Annotated in this window: 19 protein-coding genes; 9 read left to right on the top strand and 10 right to left on the bottom strand. The window is 45.4% G+C overall.

Annotated features, from left to right (window positions below; all coding sequences use genetic code 11):
* Positions 1–178: 178 nt before the first annotated feature.
* Positions 179–3,406 carry a PatA/PatG family cyanobactin maturation protease gene (locus MiSe_RS29460; RefSeq protein WP_226587164.1) on the top strand — a complete coding sequence of 1,076 codons (3,228 nt, stop codon included), beginning with the start codon at positions 179–181 and terminating at the stop codon, positions 3,404–3,406.
* A 386-nt stretch (positions 3,407–3,792) separates the two neighbouring features.
* On the opposite strand, the gene MiSe_RS29465 is transcribed toward MiSe_RS29460, so the two are convergent.
* The 5 genes from MiSe_RS29465 to MiSe_RS29485 form a co-directional block, all read right to left on the bottom strand.
* Complete coding sequence (locus MiSe_RS29465) at positions 3,793–5,754, bottom strand: polysaccharide deacetylase family protein (protein WP_226587165.1); 1,962 nt, start codon at positions 5,752–5,754, stop codon at positions 3,793–3,795.
* Positions 5,755–6,042: 288 nt separating this feature from the next.
* Positions 6,043–6,855, bottom strand: a complete 813-nt coding sequence (locus MiSe_RS29470; RefSeq protein WP_226587166.1) for a carbon-nitrogen hydrolase family protein — start codon at positions 6,853–6,855, stop codon at positions 6,043–6,045.
* A 347-nt stretch (positions 6,856–7,202) separates the two neighbouring features.
* Positions 7,203–7,508, bottom strand: a complete 306-nt coding sequence (locus MiSe_RS29475) for a HepT-like ribonuclease domain-containing protein (protein WP_226587167.1) — start codon at positions 7,506–7,508, stop codon at positions 7,203–7,205.
* Positions 7,498–7,758, bottom strand: a complete 261-nt coding sequence (locus tag MiSe_RS29480; protein WP_307731561.1) for a nucleotidyltransferase family protein — start codon at positions 7,756–7,758, stop codon at positions 7,498–7,500. The genes MiSe_RS29475 and MiSe_RS29480 overlap by 11 nt, the downstream gene beginning before the upstream one ends.
* A 298-nt stretch (positions 7,759–8,056) precedes the next feature.
* Positions 8,057–8,287, bottom strand: coding sequence for a hypothetical protein (locus MiSe_RS29485; protein WP_226587169.1), 231 nt, complete (start codon positions 8,285–8,287; stop codon positions 8,057–8,059).
* 117 nt (positions 8,288–8,404) lie between these two features.
* Between MiSe_RS29485 and MiSe_RS29490 the strand changes: the two genes are divergently transcribed.
* From MiSe_RS29490 to MiSe_RS29500, 3 genes are all read left to right on the top strand, one after another.
* Positions 8,405–8,692: a DMT family transporter gene (locus tag MiSe_RS29490; RefSeq protein WP_226587170.1), complete on the top strand. Its 288-nt coding sequence runs from the start codon at positions 8,405–8,407 to the stop codon at positions 8,690–8,692.
* A 10-nt stretch (positions 8,693–8,702) separates the two neighbouring features.
* Entirely contained in the window at positions 8,703–9,569 is an 867-nt protein-coding gene (locus MiSe_RS29495; protein WP_226587171.1) for a substrate-binding domain-containing protein, read from the top strand.
* Between the two features lie 464 nt (positions 9,570–10,033).
* On the top strand, positions 10,034–12,121 hold the full coding sequence (locus MiSe_RS29500; RefSeq protein ID WP_226587172.1) for a sensor histidine kinase: 2,088 nt from the start codon (positions 10,034–10,036) through the stop codon (positions 12,119–12,121).
* Positions 12,122–12,257: 136 nt separating this feature from the next.
* On the opposite strand, the gene MiSe_RS29505 is transcribed toward MiSe_RS29500, so the two are convergent.
* The 3 genes from MiSe_RS29505 to MiSe_RS29515 all read right to left on the bottom strand — a co-directional run bounded on the left by MiSe_RS29505 (position 12,258) and on the right by MiSe_RS29515 (position 14,161).
* Positions 12,258–13,439: a low temperature requirement protein A gene (locus MiSe_RS29505; protein WP_226587173.1), complete on the bottom strand. Its 1,182-nt coding sequence runs from the start codon at positions 13,437–13,439 to the stop codon at positions 12,258–12,260.
* 209 nt (positions 13,440–13,648) lie between these two features.
* A complete protein-coding gene (locus tag MiSe_RS29510) occupies positions 13,649–13,906 on the bottom strand; it encodes a helix-turn-helix domain-containing protein (protein WP_226587174.1) in 258 nt (85 codons plus the stop codon).
* A gap of 3 nt (positions 13,907–13,909) precedes the next feature.
* Entirely contained in the window at positions 13,910–14,161 is a 252-nt protein-coding gene (locus MiSe_RS29515; RefSeq protein WP_226587175.1) for a helix-turn-helix domain-containing protein, read from the bottom strand.
* A 116-nt stretch (positions 14,162–14,277) separates the two neighbouring features.
* Here MiSe_RS29515 and MiSe_RS29520 point away from each other — a divergent pair, with 116 nt between their 5' ends.
* On the top strand, positions 14,278–14,535 hold the full coding sequence (locus MiSe_RS29520; RefSeq protein ID WP_226587176.1) for a hypothetical protein: 258 nt from the start codon (positions 14,278–14,280) through the stop codon (positions 14,533–14,535).
* 132 nt (positions 14,536–14,667) lie between these two features.
* Positions 14,668–15,267 (top strand): Uma2 family endonuclease, encoded by a 600-nt coding sequence (locus tag MiSe_RS29525; protein ID WP_307731559.1) that lies wholly within the window; start codon positions 14,668–14,670, stop codon positions 15,265–15,267.
* A gap of 358 nt (positions 15,268–15,625) precedes the next feature.
* Here the strand turns inward: MiSe_RS29525 and MiSe_RS29530 are convergent, their stop codons facing one another.
* Positions 15,626–15,850 carry a hypothetical protein gene (locus MiSe_RS29530; protein WP_226587177.1) on the bottom strand — a complete coding sequence of 75 codons (225 nt, stop codon included), beginning with the start codon at positions 15,848–15,850 and terminating at the stop codon, positions 15,626–15,628.
* A gap of 388 nt (positions 15,851–16,238) precedes the next feature.
* Between MiSe_RS29530 and fusA the strand changes: the two genes are divergently transcribed.
* The gene (gene fusA, locus MiSe_RS29535) at positions 16,239–18,296 is read left to right on the top strand and encodes an elongation factor G (protein ID WP_226587178.1); all 2,058 of its coding nucleotides are present in this window, start codon (positions 16,239–16,241) and stop codon (positions 18,294–18,296) included.
* A gap of 54 nt (positions 18,297–18,350) precedes the next feature.
* On the opposite strand, the gene MiSe_RS29540 is transcribed toward fusA, so the two are convergent.
* Positions 18,351–18,494: a hypothetical protein gene (locus MiSe_RS29540; RefSeq protein WP_226587179.1), complete on the bottom strand. Its 144-nt coding sequence runs from the start codon at positions 18,492–18,494 to the stop codon at positions 18,351–18,353.
* Between the two features lie 10 nt (positions 18,495–18,504).
* Between MiSe_RS29540 and MiSe_RS29545 the strand changes: the two genes are divergently transcribed.
* Together MiSe_RS29545 and MiSe_RS29550 are read left to right on the top strand one after the other, a co-directional pair.
* Positions 18,505–18,642, top strand: coding sequence for a hypothetical protein (locus MiSe_RS29545; protein ID WP_226587180.1), 138 nt, complete (start codon positions 18,505–18,507; stop codon positions 18,640–18,642).
* On the top strand, positions 18,635–18,977 hold a 343-nt coding region (locus MiSe_RS29550; RefSeq protein ID WP_226587181.1), incomplete at its 3' end, for a hypothetical protein. The genes MiSe_RS29545 and MiSe_RS29550, both read left to right, overlap by 8 nt.

Genomic DNA, 18,977 nt, shown 5'->3' on the forward strand with positions numbered 1-18,977 from the left:
AGACCGCCTGCGCGGTCTATAAAAATAAAGGGGTTTTTAAGGCGGATTTGGTATAAATCAACAGGATTTATGCAGCGATACCATAGCTTTGCTGGTGCGTTACGCTATCGCTAACGCACCCTACATATAGAGAATAAGAGAATAAGCCCCGATTAGTGTTTTTTACCTTTTACCGATTATGCCTGACCTAATTGAGATTCCTGGTTTTGCTGAGCTACAAGCTCTCACACGCGGCGATTCGCGCATCAAAATAGCGGTTCTGGATGGGCCTGCGGATCTCGATCGGGCTTGCTTCCAAGGTGGTAATATCAGTAGGGTTAAGGGATACTGGCAACAAGATTTGGAGCCGATCGATCCGTTTTACATTCAACAAGAAGTCAAAATTAACAAATTAAGCGATCGCAAGAAAGCGTTAAAAAAGACACTCAAGCAAAGGAAAAATGAGAGTCAAGATGCTAACGCAACTTCAGATATTGAGGCAAGTCAAGTTTTAAATGCGATCGCGCCATCTATTCTATCAGCCTCTCACTACTCTCCTCGTTCCATTACCAGAATCTTCAATACCGTACTGGAAGATACGGATGCAGCATTACAGGAGCAATATCGTCAGTTAAAAGTCTCAAAACCGCAACCAAACCTCAATCTAGAAAAACCTGCTAGCTTTGACACAATTGAGGGATTGGAGGATGCGATCGCGCAGTTAGAAGCAGAAATCAATGCGCTAAAAGATTCAATTCCCCAACCAGTGCAAGATCGTCTAGGCGGCATCTTTCACGCCACTGGTATCTTTGGCACGATGTTTGGACAACCTGGATCTCCAGTAGAAGGAATTGCCCCCTATTGTACTGCCATCAACATCCCCCTATTTGAAACCGCAACCAGCGATGAAGCACTATCTCCCCTCAATATTGCCCATGCGTTTAATCTGGCATTGAAACTAGGAGTAAATATTATTCACTGTGCTGCTTGTCATCCCAACCAAACCGGGTTTGCCCACGAAATGATTCAAAAAGCAGTCAAACAGTGCCAGGATAATAACATCCTGATTGTGGCTCCTAGCGGCAATAACAAAGGCGAATGGTTTTGCGCTCCTGCGATTTTGCCCAACGTCCTGGCAGTCGGTATGATGAAAGACAACGGACAGCCTGCCAACTATAGCAATTGGGGCGGACAGTACCAGCAACAGGGTATTCTAGCTCCCGGTGAAAACGTCATCGCCGCGCAACCCGGAACCGACGAACCAGCACGTCAAGAAGGAACCAGTTTAGCAGCTCCCGTCATTACAGGTATCTCTGCGCTGCTGATGAGCGTGCAACTGCAACGAGGGGAAAAACCCAACGCCGAAGCGGTGCGTCAAGCTCTTTTAAATAGTGCCATTCCTTGCGACCCAGAAGAAGTAGAAGAACCGGAACGCTGTTTAAGAGGGAAATTAAATATTCCTGGTGCTTACGAATTAATTACTGGGGAAAAGCTGCGTTCATTATCAGTTGCAGATTCACCGATCGATAGCTCATTCAGCGCCAAAATCAACTCTGTAATTACGCCCATAATCAATGGACGATATATTTTAAATTCACAACTAATAGGAACAGGAATTACTCATATCTACGAAGCAATTGATGTAGGCAACCCAGCCACAAAAGTTGCTTTCAAGGTATTTAAATATAATTCAGATTTCCCAAATTTTTTCCAAGCATTGGAAGATAAAACCTTGTTAAACGAATCATTTGAAAAAGAATTATCAACTGAATCAGCTAAGCGCGAGAGGGAAGCGCTGACAGAGTTAAAGCACCCTAGAATTATCAAAATGCTTGATAGTGGTGTTGATGAACAGACGGGTGATGAGTTCTTAGTGCTTGAGTTGATGAAGTGGAATTTAGCCGATTATCTGCAAGCTCACCCTGATACAGACTGGCACTACTTCTACCTAAATATTGCTTTGCCTATCCTCGAAGGTTTGGAATTTTGTCATCGTCACCATTATATTCATCGTGACATTCATCCCACCAATATTCTTCTCGACAATATTGGTAATATCAAGCTTGCTGACTTTAATATATCCAAAAAAATTGACAGTAAAAATAATAGTGACCCCGATAGTATGACTTGTATAAGTTTGATGAAACCAGGACGAGGTATATATGTTCCCCCCGAACCGGATGCAGGTTTATACAGCTATACTAGAGATGTGTTTGGATTTGGCATTCTAGTGCTAAATTGTTTGACGAATGTTGAATTATCTAATTATGAATATGTTTTGGAGGCACTGGAAAAACTTGATGCTCCTCTCGCTGCAAAAAAAATAATTGAAACTACAATTTCACTAGATCCAGAAAAAAGACCAGCCACAGCCGGAGTTCTTTTAGCAGAATTTAAAAAGATTCAAAACCTAGAAAAAACAGAATCGATATTTGTCACTGAATCCCAAAAAATTCTGAATTCAAATGTGGCTGCTTCCGCAACAACTCTCAATGAATTGTCATCAAATACAGCAGCAACAGCTATGCCTCATCCAAGCTTGATGACTGTTAGTGAACCCACCGAAGGCATCACCCCCAGCGCCGCCTCCAAACTCGTCTACGCCTTGGGAACCATAGGTTACGACTTTGGCAGCGAAGCTAGACGGGACACTTTCAAACAACTAATGCCAGCAGTCGAAATTGACGGCACCACGATTCCTGCTAATCCTTATGATGTCCGTCAAATGGTAAATTATCTATCACAAAATCCCAGCGAAGCGAAAGCCTTAATTTGGACGCTCAATCAAGAACTTACTCCCGTTTATGCCTTAGAACCCAGACAAGGATTTTCTGCTGATATCTACGAAATATTGATCGTGATGTTAGCGGGACAAATTGAACCGGAAGACAGCGATAATTTTGTCGAACGAGTCAGCATTCCTGCCAAAACTGCGGATAAAACCGTGCAGCTATTTTCTGGGCAAGAACTTCCGGTAATTACGATCGTCAACACGCGGGGAATGTACGCTTGGAAAATCAATAATTTAGTCGAAGCTGCTTTGCAAAGTGTGGCTTCCCAAATACCGCAAGCCGATGAAATTGCGCTGCGAAAATCTCTCAATAGCTTCCTAAATAAAGTTTATTTTGAGTTTCAAAATTTAGGAAATACTTCTAGAGATCGGGCGTTGAACTTTTCTGTTACTAACACTTTCCAAGCTGCTTCTAGCTTTGCCGCAGTAGTTTCTACAGGTATGCAACTTGATGGTATTGAAGTGGAAAAAAGCAAGTTTTGTCGGCTTAATAGCGATTGTTGGGATATGATATTAAAGTTTTTCGATCCAGAAAATAGTCGCAGAGCTAAGAAGGTTTATCGGTTTACAGTGGATGTGAGCGACAGAATTCCGGTTACTTTAGGTCAACTTCGCTCTTGGTCTGTGCCAAAATAAGGCTGTCTCTGCATCATACCGAATCCGCTTCGATCGCCCCCTGAGGGGGTGATATCGTGTCCGGTTGCATCGGTTGCGTTTGGAGAGCAAAGGGGATGGGGGAGCTGGGGGAGAAAAAACGCTTTTTCGCACAATCAACTATACACAACTGATCTCTCGCGGACATGATATGACAACAATCGGTCAACCCCTTACCCCACATTCCGCACCCTGGAGTGTCACACAGCATAATTACCCAGAAAACTCTATTTTTCAAGTTATAAATTATGCCTTTAAGCCGTTCTTTATCAGTTATTATCCGCAATAAAAGTATAATTTATAGCTTTGTTGGTTGAGAAAAACAAAGCCAAACCGATTGTGACAGTTGAGGGTGCGGAATCTGGGTTTCAAGGGGATGCTGCTACACAGAGAGATTCAATCTTGGATCTAGGTGCTAATAAAGCAACCGCATGGGGGACAGGACGAGGAACGAAATCCTTCACCAATAGTTTACCTTGGTAAGTTAGGGAAGTGCTAGCACCAGAGTCAACCATGACTGCTTCTCGGTAGCCAGCTTTGGAGAGTGCTACTGCCAAGGAAACTGAATCAACTCTTTCTTGAGATATACCGATTTTTGGTTGTCCGCTGCGATCAATTCCCCAAAAGGCGCGATGACGTTTGGCATCAAAACCATATAAATTACCAAAACTTTTATATGGCTGGGGTTGACCGTTTTTAACTAACCAAGCTGCTGCTACAAAGGCATCGGTTACTTTTGGCATTACTGCCTGTATTCCCTTCAAACTATTGTGATTTTTGGGGTTGTAAGGAATGTATTTTACAGCTTCTGGGCTAATTAGAACTAGCGGTCGTCCTGCGATTTTACTGTTGTCATAGTCGTTTCCTGGGATAAATTTTTTAGTATTTTGGCTGAATACTGGTCCAATCATGACATTGGACGTTTCATCTTTGAGCGAGAAAAAACCGCCATCAACGGCAGCTATGGCTGAGGTTCCTTTAATAATTTTTGGCAAGCGATCGCGTTTTGTCCCATGTACGGTGATCGGTCTACCGCCAGAAATTAAAGTCAGCGAGATATCGTCGATGGTAATATTCTTTTGTTGCACGGGAGCGGTAAAATCAAAACTTTGAGCCGCACTCGCGAGTGGAGGGCCTCCCCAAGCTTGCAAGATGGGGTTGCCTTCTGGTTGATTAATTGCAGCCGCCAACTTTGACTGCCCAAAACGCGCGATTGCTAGCAAACTCTCTGACTCTCCAGCATAGCGTTCATCGCGATCGCTCATCGTTAGTGCTGCTACATATCCAGCTTTTTTCACTGCATTTGCTACTCGTCCATCGTACTTGCCTACTGGATAAGTAAAATAACGGATAGGAATGCCCAATTTACTTTCTAAAATTCGCTTGGACTCGACGACTTCCATTTTCAGCTTGTCATCGGATAGCTGCCTCAAATCGTCTGGATGAGTCACGCTATGAGATGCAATTGTTACCAAAGGATCAGCCGCCATCCGCTGCAACTGCTTCCAACTGACGTGGGTTCTACCTGTATTGATGCCTACTTTGGAAGTATAAATTGAAAAAGTAGCTGGATAATTGTACTTTTTCATTAGTGGATAAACATATTCGTAGTGACCGCCATAGCCATCATCAAACGTCAACAAAATTGGCTTGGCTGGCAGTGGCTTTCCCGTGCGTAAGTGAACAACAAGCTGGTCAAAACTAATCGGAGTCATACCAGCTTTTTGTATTAGTTGAAAATGTTGTTCTAGTTGTTTGGGTGTGACATCAAAGAATACTTCTTTCTTGGGCAAAATATCGTGATACATAACAACGGGAACTTTTGCCAGTTTGGCTTGTTCGTTGATAGTAGGCCAAGGGCTAATATTTGAGTAGGAAGCCATCAAAGATACTAGCTTCAGCATTAAACGCTTCTTTTCGTCTTCTACACCCGCCACCTTTTGCGCTACCAGTACTGAACCGTTTACCGCGCTAGCGATTTGACCAAAGGGAGATTGACGTTTTGGACTTGAACAAGGTGATTGCTTTGATTGTTTGAGGGATAGGGGAACCGTGTCTGCTATTTTCTCAGCGACTAAAGCGATGAACTTAGCATCTTTTTGCTTTAATTTGAAAGTTTGCTCAGGCGGATTGGAAAAGTGTTTTTTGCCAGAAACAATTTGGGGATTCCGAGGGGAATTGTGAGATTGAATCCAAGCTAAATATAGAAAAAATCCGATTGTTAGACTGGGGGCAATCGCTAAAGCCAAATCATTATGGCGAGGCAGTCTAACTTTGGCATTTAAGAGCAGTTTGCGGAGCAGCGACATCAGATGTGTTCCCGATAACATACTCGACTGAATCGAGAACCGTATTTGTACTCGATTCAGGTGACGAGTACACCTTATGGTTAAGTCGTTAAGGGGAAGCTAAGGCAGCTTTAAGAATGGTATTAAGGAAAGGCTAAGGTCGCTTTAACTGTGCTACCTACTGCAACGATTGGTACGAGTTTGAAGAGGACGCGGGGACAAGGGGACGCGGTGACGCTCCTGACGCGGGGAATGTTGCCGCAGAACTCGACCCGTCTCCGCGTCAGGAGCGTCTCCCCTTCTCCTTTGTCCTCCGAAGCGTCTTCTGGGTCAAAAAAAGACGCGGTGTTGCAGGGAGGGCATTTGACGGCGGACTTGTTCTAGGCGAGTGGGGTTGATTTCTGCGATCGCTACCCCAGGTTTATCCCCGGCATCGGCTAAAATTACTCCCCAAGGATCAACTATCATCGCGTGTCCGTGAGACTGGCGGGTAGCGTAATGACGCCCTGTTTGAGCAGGTGCGATGACGTAGCAGGTGTTTTCAATCGCTCTTGCTTGTAGCAAAACTTGCCAGTGGTCTTTGCCAGTATAAGCAGTGAAGGCAGCGGGAACAAATAATACTTCGGCTCCCATTTGGGATAGGTAGCGGTAAAGTTCGGGGAAGCGGACATCGTAGCAGACGGAGAGTCCCAAGTTACCGAGTTCTTTGCAGGGACAAACTTGGGGCAGGTGAGTCCCCGCCATGACGGTGCTGGATTCTCGATAGGTGTTACCGTCGGGTAAGTTTACGTCGAATAGGTGTACTTTTTGGTAGCGGGCGAGTTCGATACCGCTGGGGTCGATGAGTAGGGCGGTGTTATAAACTTTACCCTCGTCGCAGGGAACTGGGAAGCCGCCGCCTAAGATGGTGACTTGGAAGCGTTGCGCCATCGTTTTGAGGAATTTTTCGCTATGGAGGGCGATCGCTTCTGCTTGGGCTATTTTCTCTTGTTCTTCCCCCAGAAAGGAAAAGTTTTCGGGTAAGCTTACTAATTCCGCACCCTGGCGCACGGCTAATTCTATCAGTTCTTCTGCCTGCACTAGGTTTTTTTCTAGGTCAGGAACGCTGGTCATTTGGATCGCGGCAGCTCGGTAAGACTTCATGGGTAAGATCGTCGAGAGAACAAAATACTGCCCGGTGTTGATGCGAGTGAGGAACGCTTTTTGGCAGTATAGAGTATTTTATGATATTGAACCGCATTCGCGTTCGCGCAGCGGCGCGGATGCGCAAGAGCGATAGGGCATAGACGCGATAGACGCTTTCTGCGGCTTTGGTGCAGGTTAGGGCGGGAAGCAAAGAGGGGGGAGAGAGGGTGAGATCGCTATCCGTCACCAAATTCTGTTTGTAGGATGCGTTGCACTTGTTCTAGTAGGAGTGGCACTTTATTCTGTAGGATATCCTACAGTGTTTCGTTTTCGAGGCTAAAGTAAGCGTGAGCTAAGATGTCGCGTCAGCCAGCTATTTTACGCCATTCAACTTCTGTGTAGCGAGCTAGAATTTGAGTTACGCAAACACCAAAGTTTCTCTGAAAAATCGTCGGTTTGGCAACTAGAGATCGTACCAAGAAACAAAGGTGATAGGATCGTCGTGGGTTGTTTTTGACAGCTTCGCCAATAATTTGTAAGTTGCGTACCACTGCATCAAAGGTACGTTCATCGGCGATGAATTCCTCAAAACTCATGCCTTGGGTGTAGCGGATTACTTTAGCACCACTGGTGAGGATGTCTTCTAAGTAAAGGCGAAGACTACGCGACAAGGAGCGCCTCCTGTTCTACATTTTGGCGAATTTGGGGTTTGAGCATTTTATGGCTTACTAAGTCTACTCGCGTTTCCAGTTGGTCTTCGAGGTAAAATTTTAAGTTTATATAGCGGTCAAAAGTAACTGTTCCCTCGAATTCGACTAATATATCTACGTCGCTGTCTGGTTTGGCTTCATCTCGCGCTACTGAGCCAAAGATAGCAAGGGATTTGACTCCATAACTCAAGTTGCTAGTTATCTCATGAATAGAAGCGAATGGCTAATGGCTAATGGCTAATGTGGGTAAAAATCCTATATTAGCAATTAGCAATTAGCCAGCTGGCAACGCCAAAGTTTATAACTAGCAACTTGCGTTCCATAGTTTTTGATTGCTTCTTGGTGTTTGGTGAGAATGGCTAGTACTTGATCTCGCTGCATAATCTGCCTGCTTTCGACATCTTTTTTCGGAGAAACCGGGAACTTGCGCCTAAGTCCTCAGGACTTACGCACGACGAGCTTATCACCTTTGTTCTAAAGTCATAGAAACTTTGGTGATTTGGCTCCTATCACCAAAGTTTCTTGCTACGATCTCTAGTTCTCTGGCGACGATTTTTCAGATAAACTTTGGTGATTTGGCTCTGAGAAACCGGGTTTCTTGCTACGATCTCTAGTTCTCTGGCGAGATTTTTCAGAGAAACTTTGGTGATTTGGCTCTTAAGTAGGTGAGTATAACTAAATTGAACAAGAGACGGGCGCGCCCACCCCACAAGAGTCTGAAATTCTTGTGGGGTGGGCATTATGCCCGCCCCACACTTGCATAACTAGTTTCACTTTATTTACTTGTACCTACTTACAAACCGGGTTTCTTGCTACGATCTCTAGTTCTCTGGCGACGATTTTTCAGAGAAACTTTGGTGATTTGCGTAATTCCTGTAATTTGTTTGAAGTTGACCGATGGCTTTGACCGACCGATGTACTTAATTGGTTGGGTAATTGGCTATCCGCTGGCGTTTGGTTTTTTTGGGTTCTCGCTAAAGGAAATTGAGGTCAGTATCGCCTATGCCATTTGGTCGGGAATTGGCACGATCGCTACTTCGGTTTTGGGCGTAATGCCGTTTAAAGAAAGTATTGGATTTATCAAGATATTTTACATTGCACCGCTCACAATTGGGCTGGTGGGGTTAAATTTGGTAAAGCAGTAACATCCTGGATATGAAAGCTATTTTTGTCGCTAGTGTAGGAATTTTAATCCTGGGGCTGTCTAGTTGCACCCCGGTTAGCCCGAGGGATGGGAACCAGACAAGTCAAATTGCCAGCCAGACGGATGCCCAAACGCAACAGATCGTAAAAATTGCGTCTTCAACTTCAACGGCAACGGTTTTGAAGCTATTGGCAGAGGCTTATCAAGCTAACAATAAAACCGTCAAGATTGAGTTTGTATCGCTCAGTCAATCCGAGGGGGCGATCGCAGCAGTGCAAAATCGTATTGTTGATATTGCTGGCATAACTCATCGGCTTAAACCTGAAGAAGACAACGGTAAAATCCAATATCGCGAACTGGCAAAAGACTTGCTCACCGTTGCGACTCACAGCAGCGTGCAAGGAGTGACTAACCTGACGAGCAAAGATTTGAGAGCAATTTACAGAGGTGAGATCGCCAATTGGAAAGAGTTGGGCGGCCCGGATGCAACGATCCTGGTGTTGGATAGACCAGAAGATGAATCTGCCAAAAAGTTGCTGCGACAATACTATTTGAGTCAGGAAAAAACTACATCGAAAGCTATTATTTTAAATAAAGAAGGCGAACTAATTCAGACTTTACAAGATACTCCCTATTCAATAGGTGCATTTTCTCTAGCATATTCCTCGATCAACCAACTTCCGGTCAATCGCCTGAGCTTGAATGGAGTAGCACCAACAGTTGAGAACTTCATCAACGGTGTCTATCCGATGGTGCGTCAGATGGGTCTAGTCTGGGATAAAGTTCCTTCAGCCGCTACCCAGAGATTTATTGACTTCATTTTTAGTCCCGCCGGTGTCAAAGTGCTACAAAATAATGGCTTTGTGCCTGTTACATAACGCAAGTTGCTAGTTATAAACTTCGGCGTTGCTAATTGCTCGCTTGCTCGCTTGCTCGCTTGCTAATATAGAATTTTTACTGATTTCGCCTCGTTCCCAGGCGACTGCCTGGGAACGCCATTAGCCATTAGCCGCTCTTCGAGAGATAACTAGCAACTTGAGTTACATAACAGGACTTACGCGCGACGAGGTCATCACCAAAGTTTCGACCTTGATCTCTGATGCCCTTTCCCAAGGATTTTTCGGAGAAACCCGGAAGCAAGCGCGTAATATCATGTCCAATAGCAACGGTTGTGTAACTGCTAATAGCTAATAGCTAATCGCTAATGGCTGCTCTGGAGGCAATTGAAAAGCGAGCAATTAGCAAGCGAGCAATTAGCAAGCGAGCAATTAGCCATCCATACACTACCGATCTCTCGCGGACATGATATAAGTCCTGAATCTATCAAATCGAGGCTAAAGATGTGGGAATAATCAACAGATTTTGGACTCGCTTAAGTCTCAGCCAGAAGATTGTTCTGCCTTTTTTGGCAGTATGCCTGGGTGGATTTATGTTGGGTTTATTGGTGGTGGGATACTGGTTTACCGAGGGTTGGGAGCAGAATCTCCGCCGGGAAGTTGAGATTTTTGCCGAACGAGTCCATCAAGATTTTCAGTATGAGCAGCAAACCCTCGAAGGTCAGATCAAGCTGATTGCAAATCTGGATGAACTTGAGCAAGCTGTCAAAGGTGGAGACAGGGTGGCAATATTGCAAATTATACTGCCGCTCAAAGCATCATTGAAATTTGATTGGATTAAGGTGGTTGACACCCAAGGAAATATCCTGGTAGATGTGCGCCATGACTGGCTAAATCAAGCCAGGTTGATGGATACAGCAATTAGCAACAGTGCCAGCGCGGGACTTGGTTTAATCGATTTGGTGGGTGTGGAGATGGGGAGTAGGCATCAGGTTCTCCAGGTTACCAGCTATCCGATTAAAACCGACCGACTTCTGGGGGGATTGATTGTAGGTCGATTAGTCAACGATGCGCTGCTGCAAAAAATTGCAGCGGGGTCTTCCAAACAATTGTTAGTCCTGATAGGAAATGAGGCGATCGCTTCCACTTTCTTACCAGATAATCTTTTGACTTGGCAACCTCCCCGACCTGAAACACCTACGGTACGAATGGTGCTGGGTAACCAGCAGTATCTCGCCAAAAGTTTTGCGATCGCCGGTTCTAGCCTATCTTTCTCAACAGTTGTATTGTCTCCGATCTCCTCGTTAGAAACTGCCAAGTATATGCTTTGGCTAAGGTTGGGATTGTTGTTTTTGCTGGGAGGCACAATTGTCACAATTGTGGGGATTTTAATTGCCCGCGCCATCGCTCGTCCCGTCCTCAAGTTTATCCGCATGACTGAGGAACTCGCTAATGGCAATTCGACGATTCGAGTCCCGGTAAAGAGCAGGGATGAGGTGGGACAATTGGGGCGGGCATTGAATCAAATGGCGGAGCAATTGGCAGAACGCGGTGTCCTCGATCGGCAAGTCCAGGAACTGCAACAAACCCTGCACGATCTGCAAAAGAATCAAGCAAAACTGATTCAAACTGAAAAAATGGCAGCCTTGGGTCAACTGATAGCAGGAATTGCCCACGAAATCAATACGCCATTGGGGGCAATTCAAGCCTCGATTGGCAACATCACCAGTTATCTGGAGCAATCCTTAACAGAATTACCGCCCCTGTTGCAATCCCTTTCTAGCGATCGCTTGACCAACTTTTTCACCCTGCTCGATTGGGCAAAACAACCAAAAGAAATGCTCTCTTTGCGGGAAGAACGACAATTGAAACGCAGTCTCAAACAAACCTTTTCAGAACAAGGGATCCAAAGCGCGGATGCCCTAGCAGATACTCTGAGCAAAATGGGGATTAATAATACCCTAGACCCGCTCCTGCCCTTGCTGCAAGACCCCGATGCGCCTATGATTTTAGAAACTGCCTATCACCTATCTGCTATTCAAAACAACAGCCAGAATATTCGGCTGGCAGTAGAACGAGCTGCCAGAATTGTCTATGCCCTCAAGACCTACGTGCGTCAGGATGTTTCAAATGTGCCAGTTAGTGCTTCTGTGGCAGCGGGAATTGATACCGTATTGACCCTGTATCAAAATCACATTAAACGCGGGATCGAGGTGACAAAAAATTATCAGACAGTTGCAGAAATTCTTTGTTATCCAGAGGGATTATTTCAAGTCTGGTCGAATTTGATTGGCAATGCAATTCAGGCAATGAACTACCAGGGACAACTAGGGATCGACCTCCTGGAAAAAGACGGACATATTATGGTGGAAATTGCCGATTCTGGCTGTGGCATTCCTCCTGAGATTAAGAAGCAAATTTTTGAGCCATTCTTCACCACTAAACCAGAGGGGGAAGGCAGTGGATTGGGGCTGAGCATTGTCAGTAAAATAGTTGACAAGCACAGGGGCAAAATTGAGGTGGAAAGCGAGCCTGGTCATACGGTATTTCGGGTTTGGTTGCCGATCAATTTAGGCGAATTGGAGGAGAGATGAGCGAAACTGCACCCAGAATATACACTTTTTAGGACTGCTAATAGCTAATGGCTAATAGCTGGATCGTGGCTGATGGTAGAGTCGGAAAATATTCCCACTAGCAATTAGCAATTAGCAATTAGCAATTAGCAATTTTTCAACCACTTAGGCTATTATTTCTTGTCTCCAGAAGAGCTAAAACTACTTGTACTGCACAAGCTGCTGCTACTAAACTCATCCCTATTATTGGTGATAGATTAACTCCGGCAATTGCTATCCCTAAAACAAACACCGCCGAGGCTATCCGATAGGCAGCTAAAATTTTACTGCGCTCGCGTCCCAACGTACAGGTAATTAAGTGTATTACTGCCAAGGCAGTCAAGCATATTGCTACACCTGCACAAATCAACCATCTATCCCCATCTGGCAGTACTAATTCCTTTTTACTTGACACAATAATATGCTGAACGGCGACACCCGTAGCAGCAATACCAATCGCCAGCGGTAAGTGGGAATACAGCCAAGTTAAACCTTTGCCCATATTGCCAACGCGCATTGCTTGCAAGGGAGAACCATCAACGCTGTCAAAATAAATCCACCACAAACTAAATGCAATCAGCATCCCCAATAAAGCGACAACGGCAGATAAAATCCCCCATTCCAACTCGGAAACACCTCTGACTACAGAAATAACCGCTTCGCCTAATACGATGATGGTAAATAAGCCCAAACGCTCTGGTACGTGGGAAAAACTCGGCGGTATTTTGCTGACTAATTTACCTGCTGTTAAAGGCGTGCCGAAATCTGCAATTAGTGCCGAACCCCAAAGTGCAAATCGCCAGGGAATTGGTACAAAAATTGATACTAACCAAATCAAAGCGGCGATACTAAAACCCGTAGCGTACCATTTTACTAACCCACGGGCGGCGGGGACAAAATATCCGGCGCTGAGATATTGGAAAATTAAGATCGCCCTGACGCCGACATAGGAAAGGGCAAAACCAACCGAACTTTCTCCTAAACCGTCGTGGACATTGACTGCTAGGACTGCGATCGCTACCATCTGCAATAAGGTCAGCAATCGATGTCCCAAATCATCGGTGTCAAACCTCGTAGCGTAAAATGTCGCCCCTACCCAAGACCACCAAATTGGTATAAATAACAACACGTAACTGAAAAAACCCACTAAGGTGATGTGCGCTTCCAGGTAATGGGCGACTTGCGCGATCGCTGCCACAAATACCAAATCGTAAAATAATTCCAGCCATGTAGCGCGGCGTTCTTCGTCAGCGTTTTCAGCCGTCCGCAGGCGGGGAGGTTGCCATAAACTTTTTGTCATCTCAGGCTCTCCTGATGTGCTTGGCATCAATTTTAGGGCGGGTTCAAGCGTTATATAGCAGTTTGTGACTTGGTGGAATACAGCCCTTGGGGCTTGGTTTGTATAGCGGCAGCATTAATGCTGCCGCTATACAAACCGAGCAACGTCTACACGGGCTATTAACTCATGAAAAATCAAGTGTATTCTGTCAAGTCACAATCCGCTATAACTTATTCGGGATTTGCAGTTTTTTCTCCATCCCGCATTGAATCCCCTAAATACAGCCTGACAAAATCCTCCGCAGCAGTTGGCTCAATTTTACTCAAGGCTGCAACAATTTCAGCGATTGTATCGCCTGTAGGGTCTATTTGCTGGTGAAACCAGCGACCTACATTCGATCTCCTCGTTCCCATCACCACTGCCAGCTTATTTTGAGTTATTCCGTAGGTTTCCAGAACTTGTCTGAGGGCTTTGCCTGCTTTTCCCATAATCTAGGACGGGTTTTCATCCTCGTGGTGAAGGAAATCGCCCACGTATAAGCTAATAAATTCTGCTGCTGCCTCTGGGTTGATGGTTTTGAGCGCAGTAGCAATTTGCACAACGGTTTCCGCAGATGGATCTCTTTTCTCATGAAACCAATGAAAAACAACGGATCGGTCAACTCCCAAGGTGACGGCTAATTTGTTTTGGCTGATGCCGTATGTCTCCAACGCCTGTCTCAGAGCTTTTCCCGCTTTTCCCATGCCTTTTATCGTGTCAGAGGATCGCGTACGCGTAAATGTTGATCAAATCAACAACATGTGCCCAACTAGATGTTCATCGAAACAACAACACTTTTGCATAAATTAGGTAACGCCGGATGCACAACAGCTTTCTGACTGATGCGGGTGAAACAACCTCTGCGTCTGTTATCCTTCAACCATCTTGCGATCCAGTTTCAGGCAAAGAATTTATCAAAGTTCTTGTAATTGGCTCGCATAAAGGAGTAATTCGCACTATCCATACGCTGCATCACAAGAATTTTGCAGCCGTTTGGGAGTGGAGTCCGTTAATGCCTTATGGCAATTCAGGAGAGATGATGAGTATCCTGAAAAAGCCGATTTTTTTGATTGATTAGTGAAGAAATAACTAGCGATCGCATCGATTGAGAGAGAGTGCGATCGCTAAAACAAGTTAAAATAACAGTAACCCTTTTTGCCAAGGCAATGTAAGGAGTTAAATCCCAAATATAAAATTCAACAATAAACCTATGACGACTGCAACGCCTAAAATTGCTCAAATAGCTACTAGCACCTCGCTTCCCAAATGGGAACCAGCTACTTGGGAAGATTACTTACGCTATCGCGACGATCCAACTTTAGAGAAAGTCCGGCTGTTTTTTAATCAAAATTATCTTTTTGTTGACATGGGTAACGAAGGAATTAACCATGCCAGTATCGCTCGTCTTTTCGCCATGCTGTTTTATATCTGGTTTACTTGCTTCCCAGAGCAAACTGCAAGCGATTTAGGAGGTGTTTTACTTGAAAAACCAAATACGCAAGCCGCATCGCCAGATATAGTTTTATACATTGGTGAAGGGGTTCCGCAATGGAAACCGGGCGAATCTCGTTATATTAATCTCAATCAATGGCGAGTCCCCGATTTAGTTTGTGAAGTCGGCGATACTACTCTGTCTTCTGACCTAGATGAACAGAAAAAACTTTATGCCAATCTGGGAGTTCCCGAATATTGGGTGATTGATGTGCGAGGGAAGCGGGTATTTGCTTTTCGGTTGCAGTCTGATGGAACTTATAAACTTTGTACCGAATCTGTGGCTTTGAAGGGATTACCAATTTCTTTTCTTTATTAGACCAAACTTTAGAACGCCTGGATGAAGAAACTAATATTAGTGCCGCTATTTGGTTTAATCAAGCTATTGCTAATTTGAATCAGGGTTCTAACAATCCCGCTTGAATAACTTCCTAACGATTGAAATCCTAACGATTGAAATCGCGGCTACACAAACAAAACCCGCCTGCGCGGGTTAAAAATGCGTTAGCAAAGCGTCTCTGGAGGAGATTCGCTTCCCATCTAACCTAGCTTAAAAAAGGCCAAGCCACATCGCAAAACGGTTCGTCAGGTTGCGATTCGTTCGCTTGATTAAAAGCCCCCCTTGGGAAGGGGGGTTGGGGGGATCGCTTTTATAACTAGCAACTTGAGTTACTAGGTTAAAGCGACTCAAACCTAGCGGTGAATCCTTCTAAGTTTAGACATTCATCTTGAAACGCTTCTGCGTCTCCTACCTCTTCTATTTTGTATTCCATCAAACGTTGACCATCGGGCATTTTTTTAGAAGAGGTACAAGTACCGGCATACTTTTCTGCCATTGCCTTAAACTCCACTCCATGACGTTTCCACGCATCCCCCGAACAGCTAATAATTACAAGCCACATAAAATCAATAAATTTCTAACTTCAGATAGATGTTACCGCAAATAACTACATAACTCAAGTTGCTAGTTATCTCATGCATAGCGGCTAATGGCTAATGGCTAATGGCAGGAAAAATGCTCCCATTAGCCATTAGCAATTAGCAATTAGCAATTAGCAACTTGCGTTACATAAAGTTAATTGAAGAAATTCTTACAATTCCCCTTATACCCTGGATTATCCCTGTACAATTTGGTTGAACCCCATGGCAGGAGAATTTTTGCCTGCGCCAACGCGAGTGCGTGCGGTCGGCATATCGCTCCTTGACGCTTGTGTATTATATTGTGTAGTATAAGGGTTGACGCGGCAAGCGTCAAACATCTTTTTCGCTCTCTAGTACGGAGCAAGTCCTATGATTTCCCTAGAAAAGATTCGCAACATTGGAATTTCTGCTCACATCGATGCGGGTAAAACAACTTTATCCGAACGCATCCTTTTCTACACTGGCAGAATCCACAAAATTGGCGAGGTGGGTGTGGAAGGTGCGACGATGGACTACATGCAGCTAGAGATCGAAAAAGGAATTACTATCACCTCTGCTGCTACAACCTGTACGTGGCACGATACCCAAATTAACTTAATTGATACTCCCGGACACGTGGATTTCACGATTGAAGTTGAGCGCGCTTTGCGGGTTCTCGACGGTGCAATTATGGTGCTGTGCGGGGTTGCTGGCGTGCAATCTCAATCGATAACAGTTGATAGGCAAATGAAGCGATATCGCATTCCGCGCATCGCGTTTATCAACAAGTTAGACCGCGTGGGTGCAGATCCATTTCGGGTTGTGCAAGCACTCAGAGATAAATTGGGTTTGAATGCTTTATTGCTTCAATATCCGATTGGCAGAGAACAGGAATTCGCAGGCGTTATCGATTTAATTGAGATGACGGCGAATTATTACGAAGGAGAACACGGGGAAAATCGAGTCGTTAAACCGATTCCCGAAAATCTATTTGCCCAAACGCAAGAAGCAAGGGAAAAAATGCTCGATCGGTTGTCCCTGTTTTCGGAAGCGATGACAGAAAAGTTGCTGAATGGAGAAGAAGTTGCCAAAGAATTAATTTGGTCAACAATTCGCTCTGCAACTTTAAGTCTAGAACTGACACCTGTTTTGCTCGGTTCTGCTTTCAAGAATAAAGGGGTGCAAAACGTACTCGATGCCGTTACCTTATATCTGCCATCGCCAACAGATAGGGAAGTGGTGAAAGCGTTCGATGTCAAAACGAATGAAAAAGTTGATGTTCCGGCGGATATAAATGCACCGCTGGTTGCTTTGGCGTTCAAAATTACCGATGATGAACAAGCTGGACAACTAACTTATACCCGGATTTATGCGGGGACATTGAAGAAAGGCGATCGCATCCGCAACAGTCGCACCAACAAAGCGGTTACAGTGGGACGATTTGTGCGAATGCACGCCGATAAACGGGAGAACATCGAAATCGCCGCCGCTGGTGAAATTGTGGCGTTAGTTGGGATTGATTGCGCCTCTGGGGATACATTTTGTAGCAACGGAACCTCGCTTTCAATGGAAGCAATGTTCGTACCAGAACCCGTGGTGACGCTTTCGGTGACGCCGAAGCATAAGGAAGATGCGGATCGAATGACAAAAGCACTCACCCGCTTTGAACGCGAAGATCCCACTTTCCACCTCACCGTAGATCCGGAATCCAAACAAACTTTAATTTCGGGAATGGGAGAACTCCATCTGGAAATTTACATCGAACGAATGAAGCGGGAATATAATGCGGAAGTCTACGTTGGTGCGCCAGCAGTTGCTTACCGCGAAACGATTTCCAAAGCGGTAACCTTCGACTATACTTGGAAACGGCAAACGGGTGGTGCTGGTCAATACGCCCATGTTATGGGTCGAATTGAACCTTGTGGGGAAACGTTTGTATTCGAGAATAAAGTCGTTGGCGGTGTGATTCCCAAAGAATTTATCCCCGCTTGCGAAAAAGGTTTCCGCGATGCGATTAATTCCGGACTTCTGATTGGTTATCCAGTCACTGGGGTAAAAGTAATTCTCCAAAATGGTAGCTATCACCGGGAAGATTCTTCGGAATTGGCATTTCGGACTGCGGCGCGTTATGCGTTTGAGGAAGTCTACAAAAAAGCTCATCCAATTATCCTGGAACCGATTATGCTCGTGGAAGTAGAAATGCCAAATGAGTATGTAGGAAGAATTCAGGGGGATCTTTCTTCCCGTCGCGGGTTGGTGTTAGGTTCCGAGACAATGGGAGATTATTCGGTCATTCGTGCAGAAGTGCCGTTGAGAGAGATGTTTGGATATTCGATGGCGGTGCGCAGTCTTACTTCCGGACAAGCAAATTTCTCAATGGAATTCGCCGAATATCAACCAGTTCCTCCTAGCGTTCAGGAACAATTAGTTGCCCGTGGGGTGAGGTAGGGGCACGGCATGATTAACATCTGCCTTGGTCAAAATATCCCTGCTGCCGTGCCCCTACTGGTGCATCACCCAAACCCGGTTGGGGCACGGCATGTATGAAATTGGGACTGGTGCAAAATATCCCTGCTGCCGTGCCCCTACTGGTGCATCACCCAAACCCGGTTGGGGCACGGCATGATTAACATCTGCCTTGGTCAAAATATCCCTGATGCCGTGCCCCTACTGGTGCATCACCCAAACCCGGTTGGGGCACGGCATGATTAACATCTGCCTTGGTCAAAATATCTCTGCTGCCGTGCCCCTACTGGTGCATCACCCAAACCCGGTTGGGGCACGGCATGATTAACATCTGCCTTGGTCAAAATATCCCTGCTGCCGTGCCCCTACGGGTGCATCACCCAAACCCGGTTGGGGCACGGCATGTATCAAATTGGGACTGGTGCAAAATATCTCTGATGCCGTGCCCCTACTGGTGCATCACCCAAACCCGGTTGGGGCACGGCATGTATCAAATTGGGACTGGTGCAAAATATCCCTGCTGCCGTGCCCCTACGGGTGCATCACCCAAACCCGGTTGGGGCACGGCATGTATCAAATTGGGACTGGTGCAAAATATCCCTGCTGCCGTGCCCCTACGGGTGCATCACCCAAACCCGGTTGGGGCACGGCATGTATCAAATT

Source organism: Microseira wollei NIES-4236 (assembly GCF_020521235.1).
In the GTDB taxonomy this organism is placed as follows: Bacteria; Cyanobacteriota; Cyanobacteriia; order Cyanobacteriales; family Aerosakkonemataceae; genus Microseira; species Microseira wollei.

Coding starts and splice junctions, on each gene's coding strand:
- MiSe_RS29460 (WP_226587164.1), top strand. CDS start 179: ATGCCTGACCTAATTGAGATTCCTGGTTTTGCTGAGCTACAAGCTCTC.
- MiSe_RS29465 (WP_226587165.1), bottom strand. CDS start 5,754: ATGTTATCGGGAACACATCTGATGTCGCTGCTCCGCAAACTGCTCTTA.
- MiSe_RS29470 (WP_226587166.1), bottom strand. CDS start 6,855: ATGAAGTCTTACCGAGCTGCCGCGATCCAAATGACCAGCGTTCCTGAC.
- MiSe_RS29485 (WP_226587169.1), bottom strand. CDS start 8,287: ATGCCCACCCCACAAGAATTTCAGACTCTTGTGGGGTGGGCGCGCCCG.
- MiSe_RS29495 (WP_226587171.1), top strand. CDS start 8,703: ATGAAAGCTATTTTTGTCGCTAGTGTAGGAATTTTAATCCTGGGGCTG.
- MiSe_RS29505 (WP_226587173.1), bottom strand. CDS start 13,439: ATGACAAAAAGTTTATGGCAACCTCCCCGCCTGCGGACGGCTGAAAAC.
- MiSe_RS29510 (WP_226587174.1), bottom strand. CDS start 13,906: ATGGGAAAAGCAGGCAAAGCCCTCAGACAAGTTCTGGAAACCTACGGA.
- MiSe_RS29515 (WP_226587175.1), bottom strand. CDS start 14,161: ATGGGAAAAGCGGGAAAAGCTCTGAGACAGGCGTTGGAGACATACGGC.
- MiSe_RS29520 (WP_226587176.1), top strand. CDS start 14,278: ATGCACAACAGCTTTCTGACTGATGCGGGTGAAACAACCTCTGCGTCT.
- MiSe_RS29525 (WP_307731559.1), top strand. CDS start 14,668: ATGACGACTGCAACGCCTAAAATTGCTCAAATAGCTACTAGCACCTCG.
- MiSe_RS29530 (WP_226587177.1), bottom strand. CDS start 15,850: ATGTGGCTTGTAATTATTAGCTGTTCGGGGGATGCGTGGAAACGTCAT.
- fusA (WP_226587178.1), top strand. CDS start 16,239: ATGATTTCCCTAGAAAAGATTCGCAACATTGGAATTTCTGCTCACATC.
- MiSe_RS29545 (WP_226587180.1), top strand. CDS start 18,505: ATGCCGTGCCCCTACTGGTGCATCACCCAAACCCGGTTGGGGCACGGC.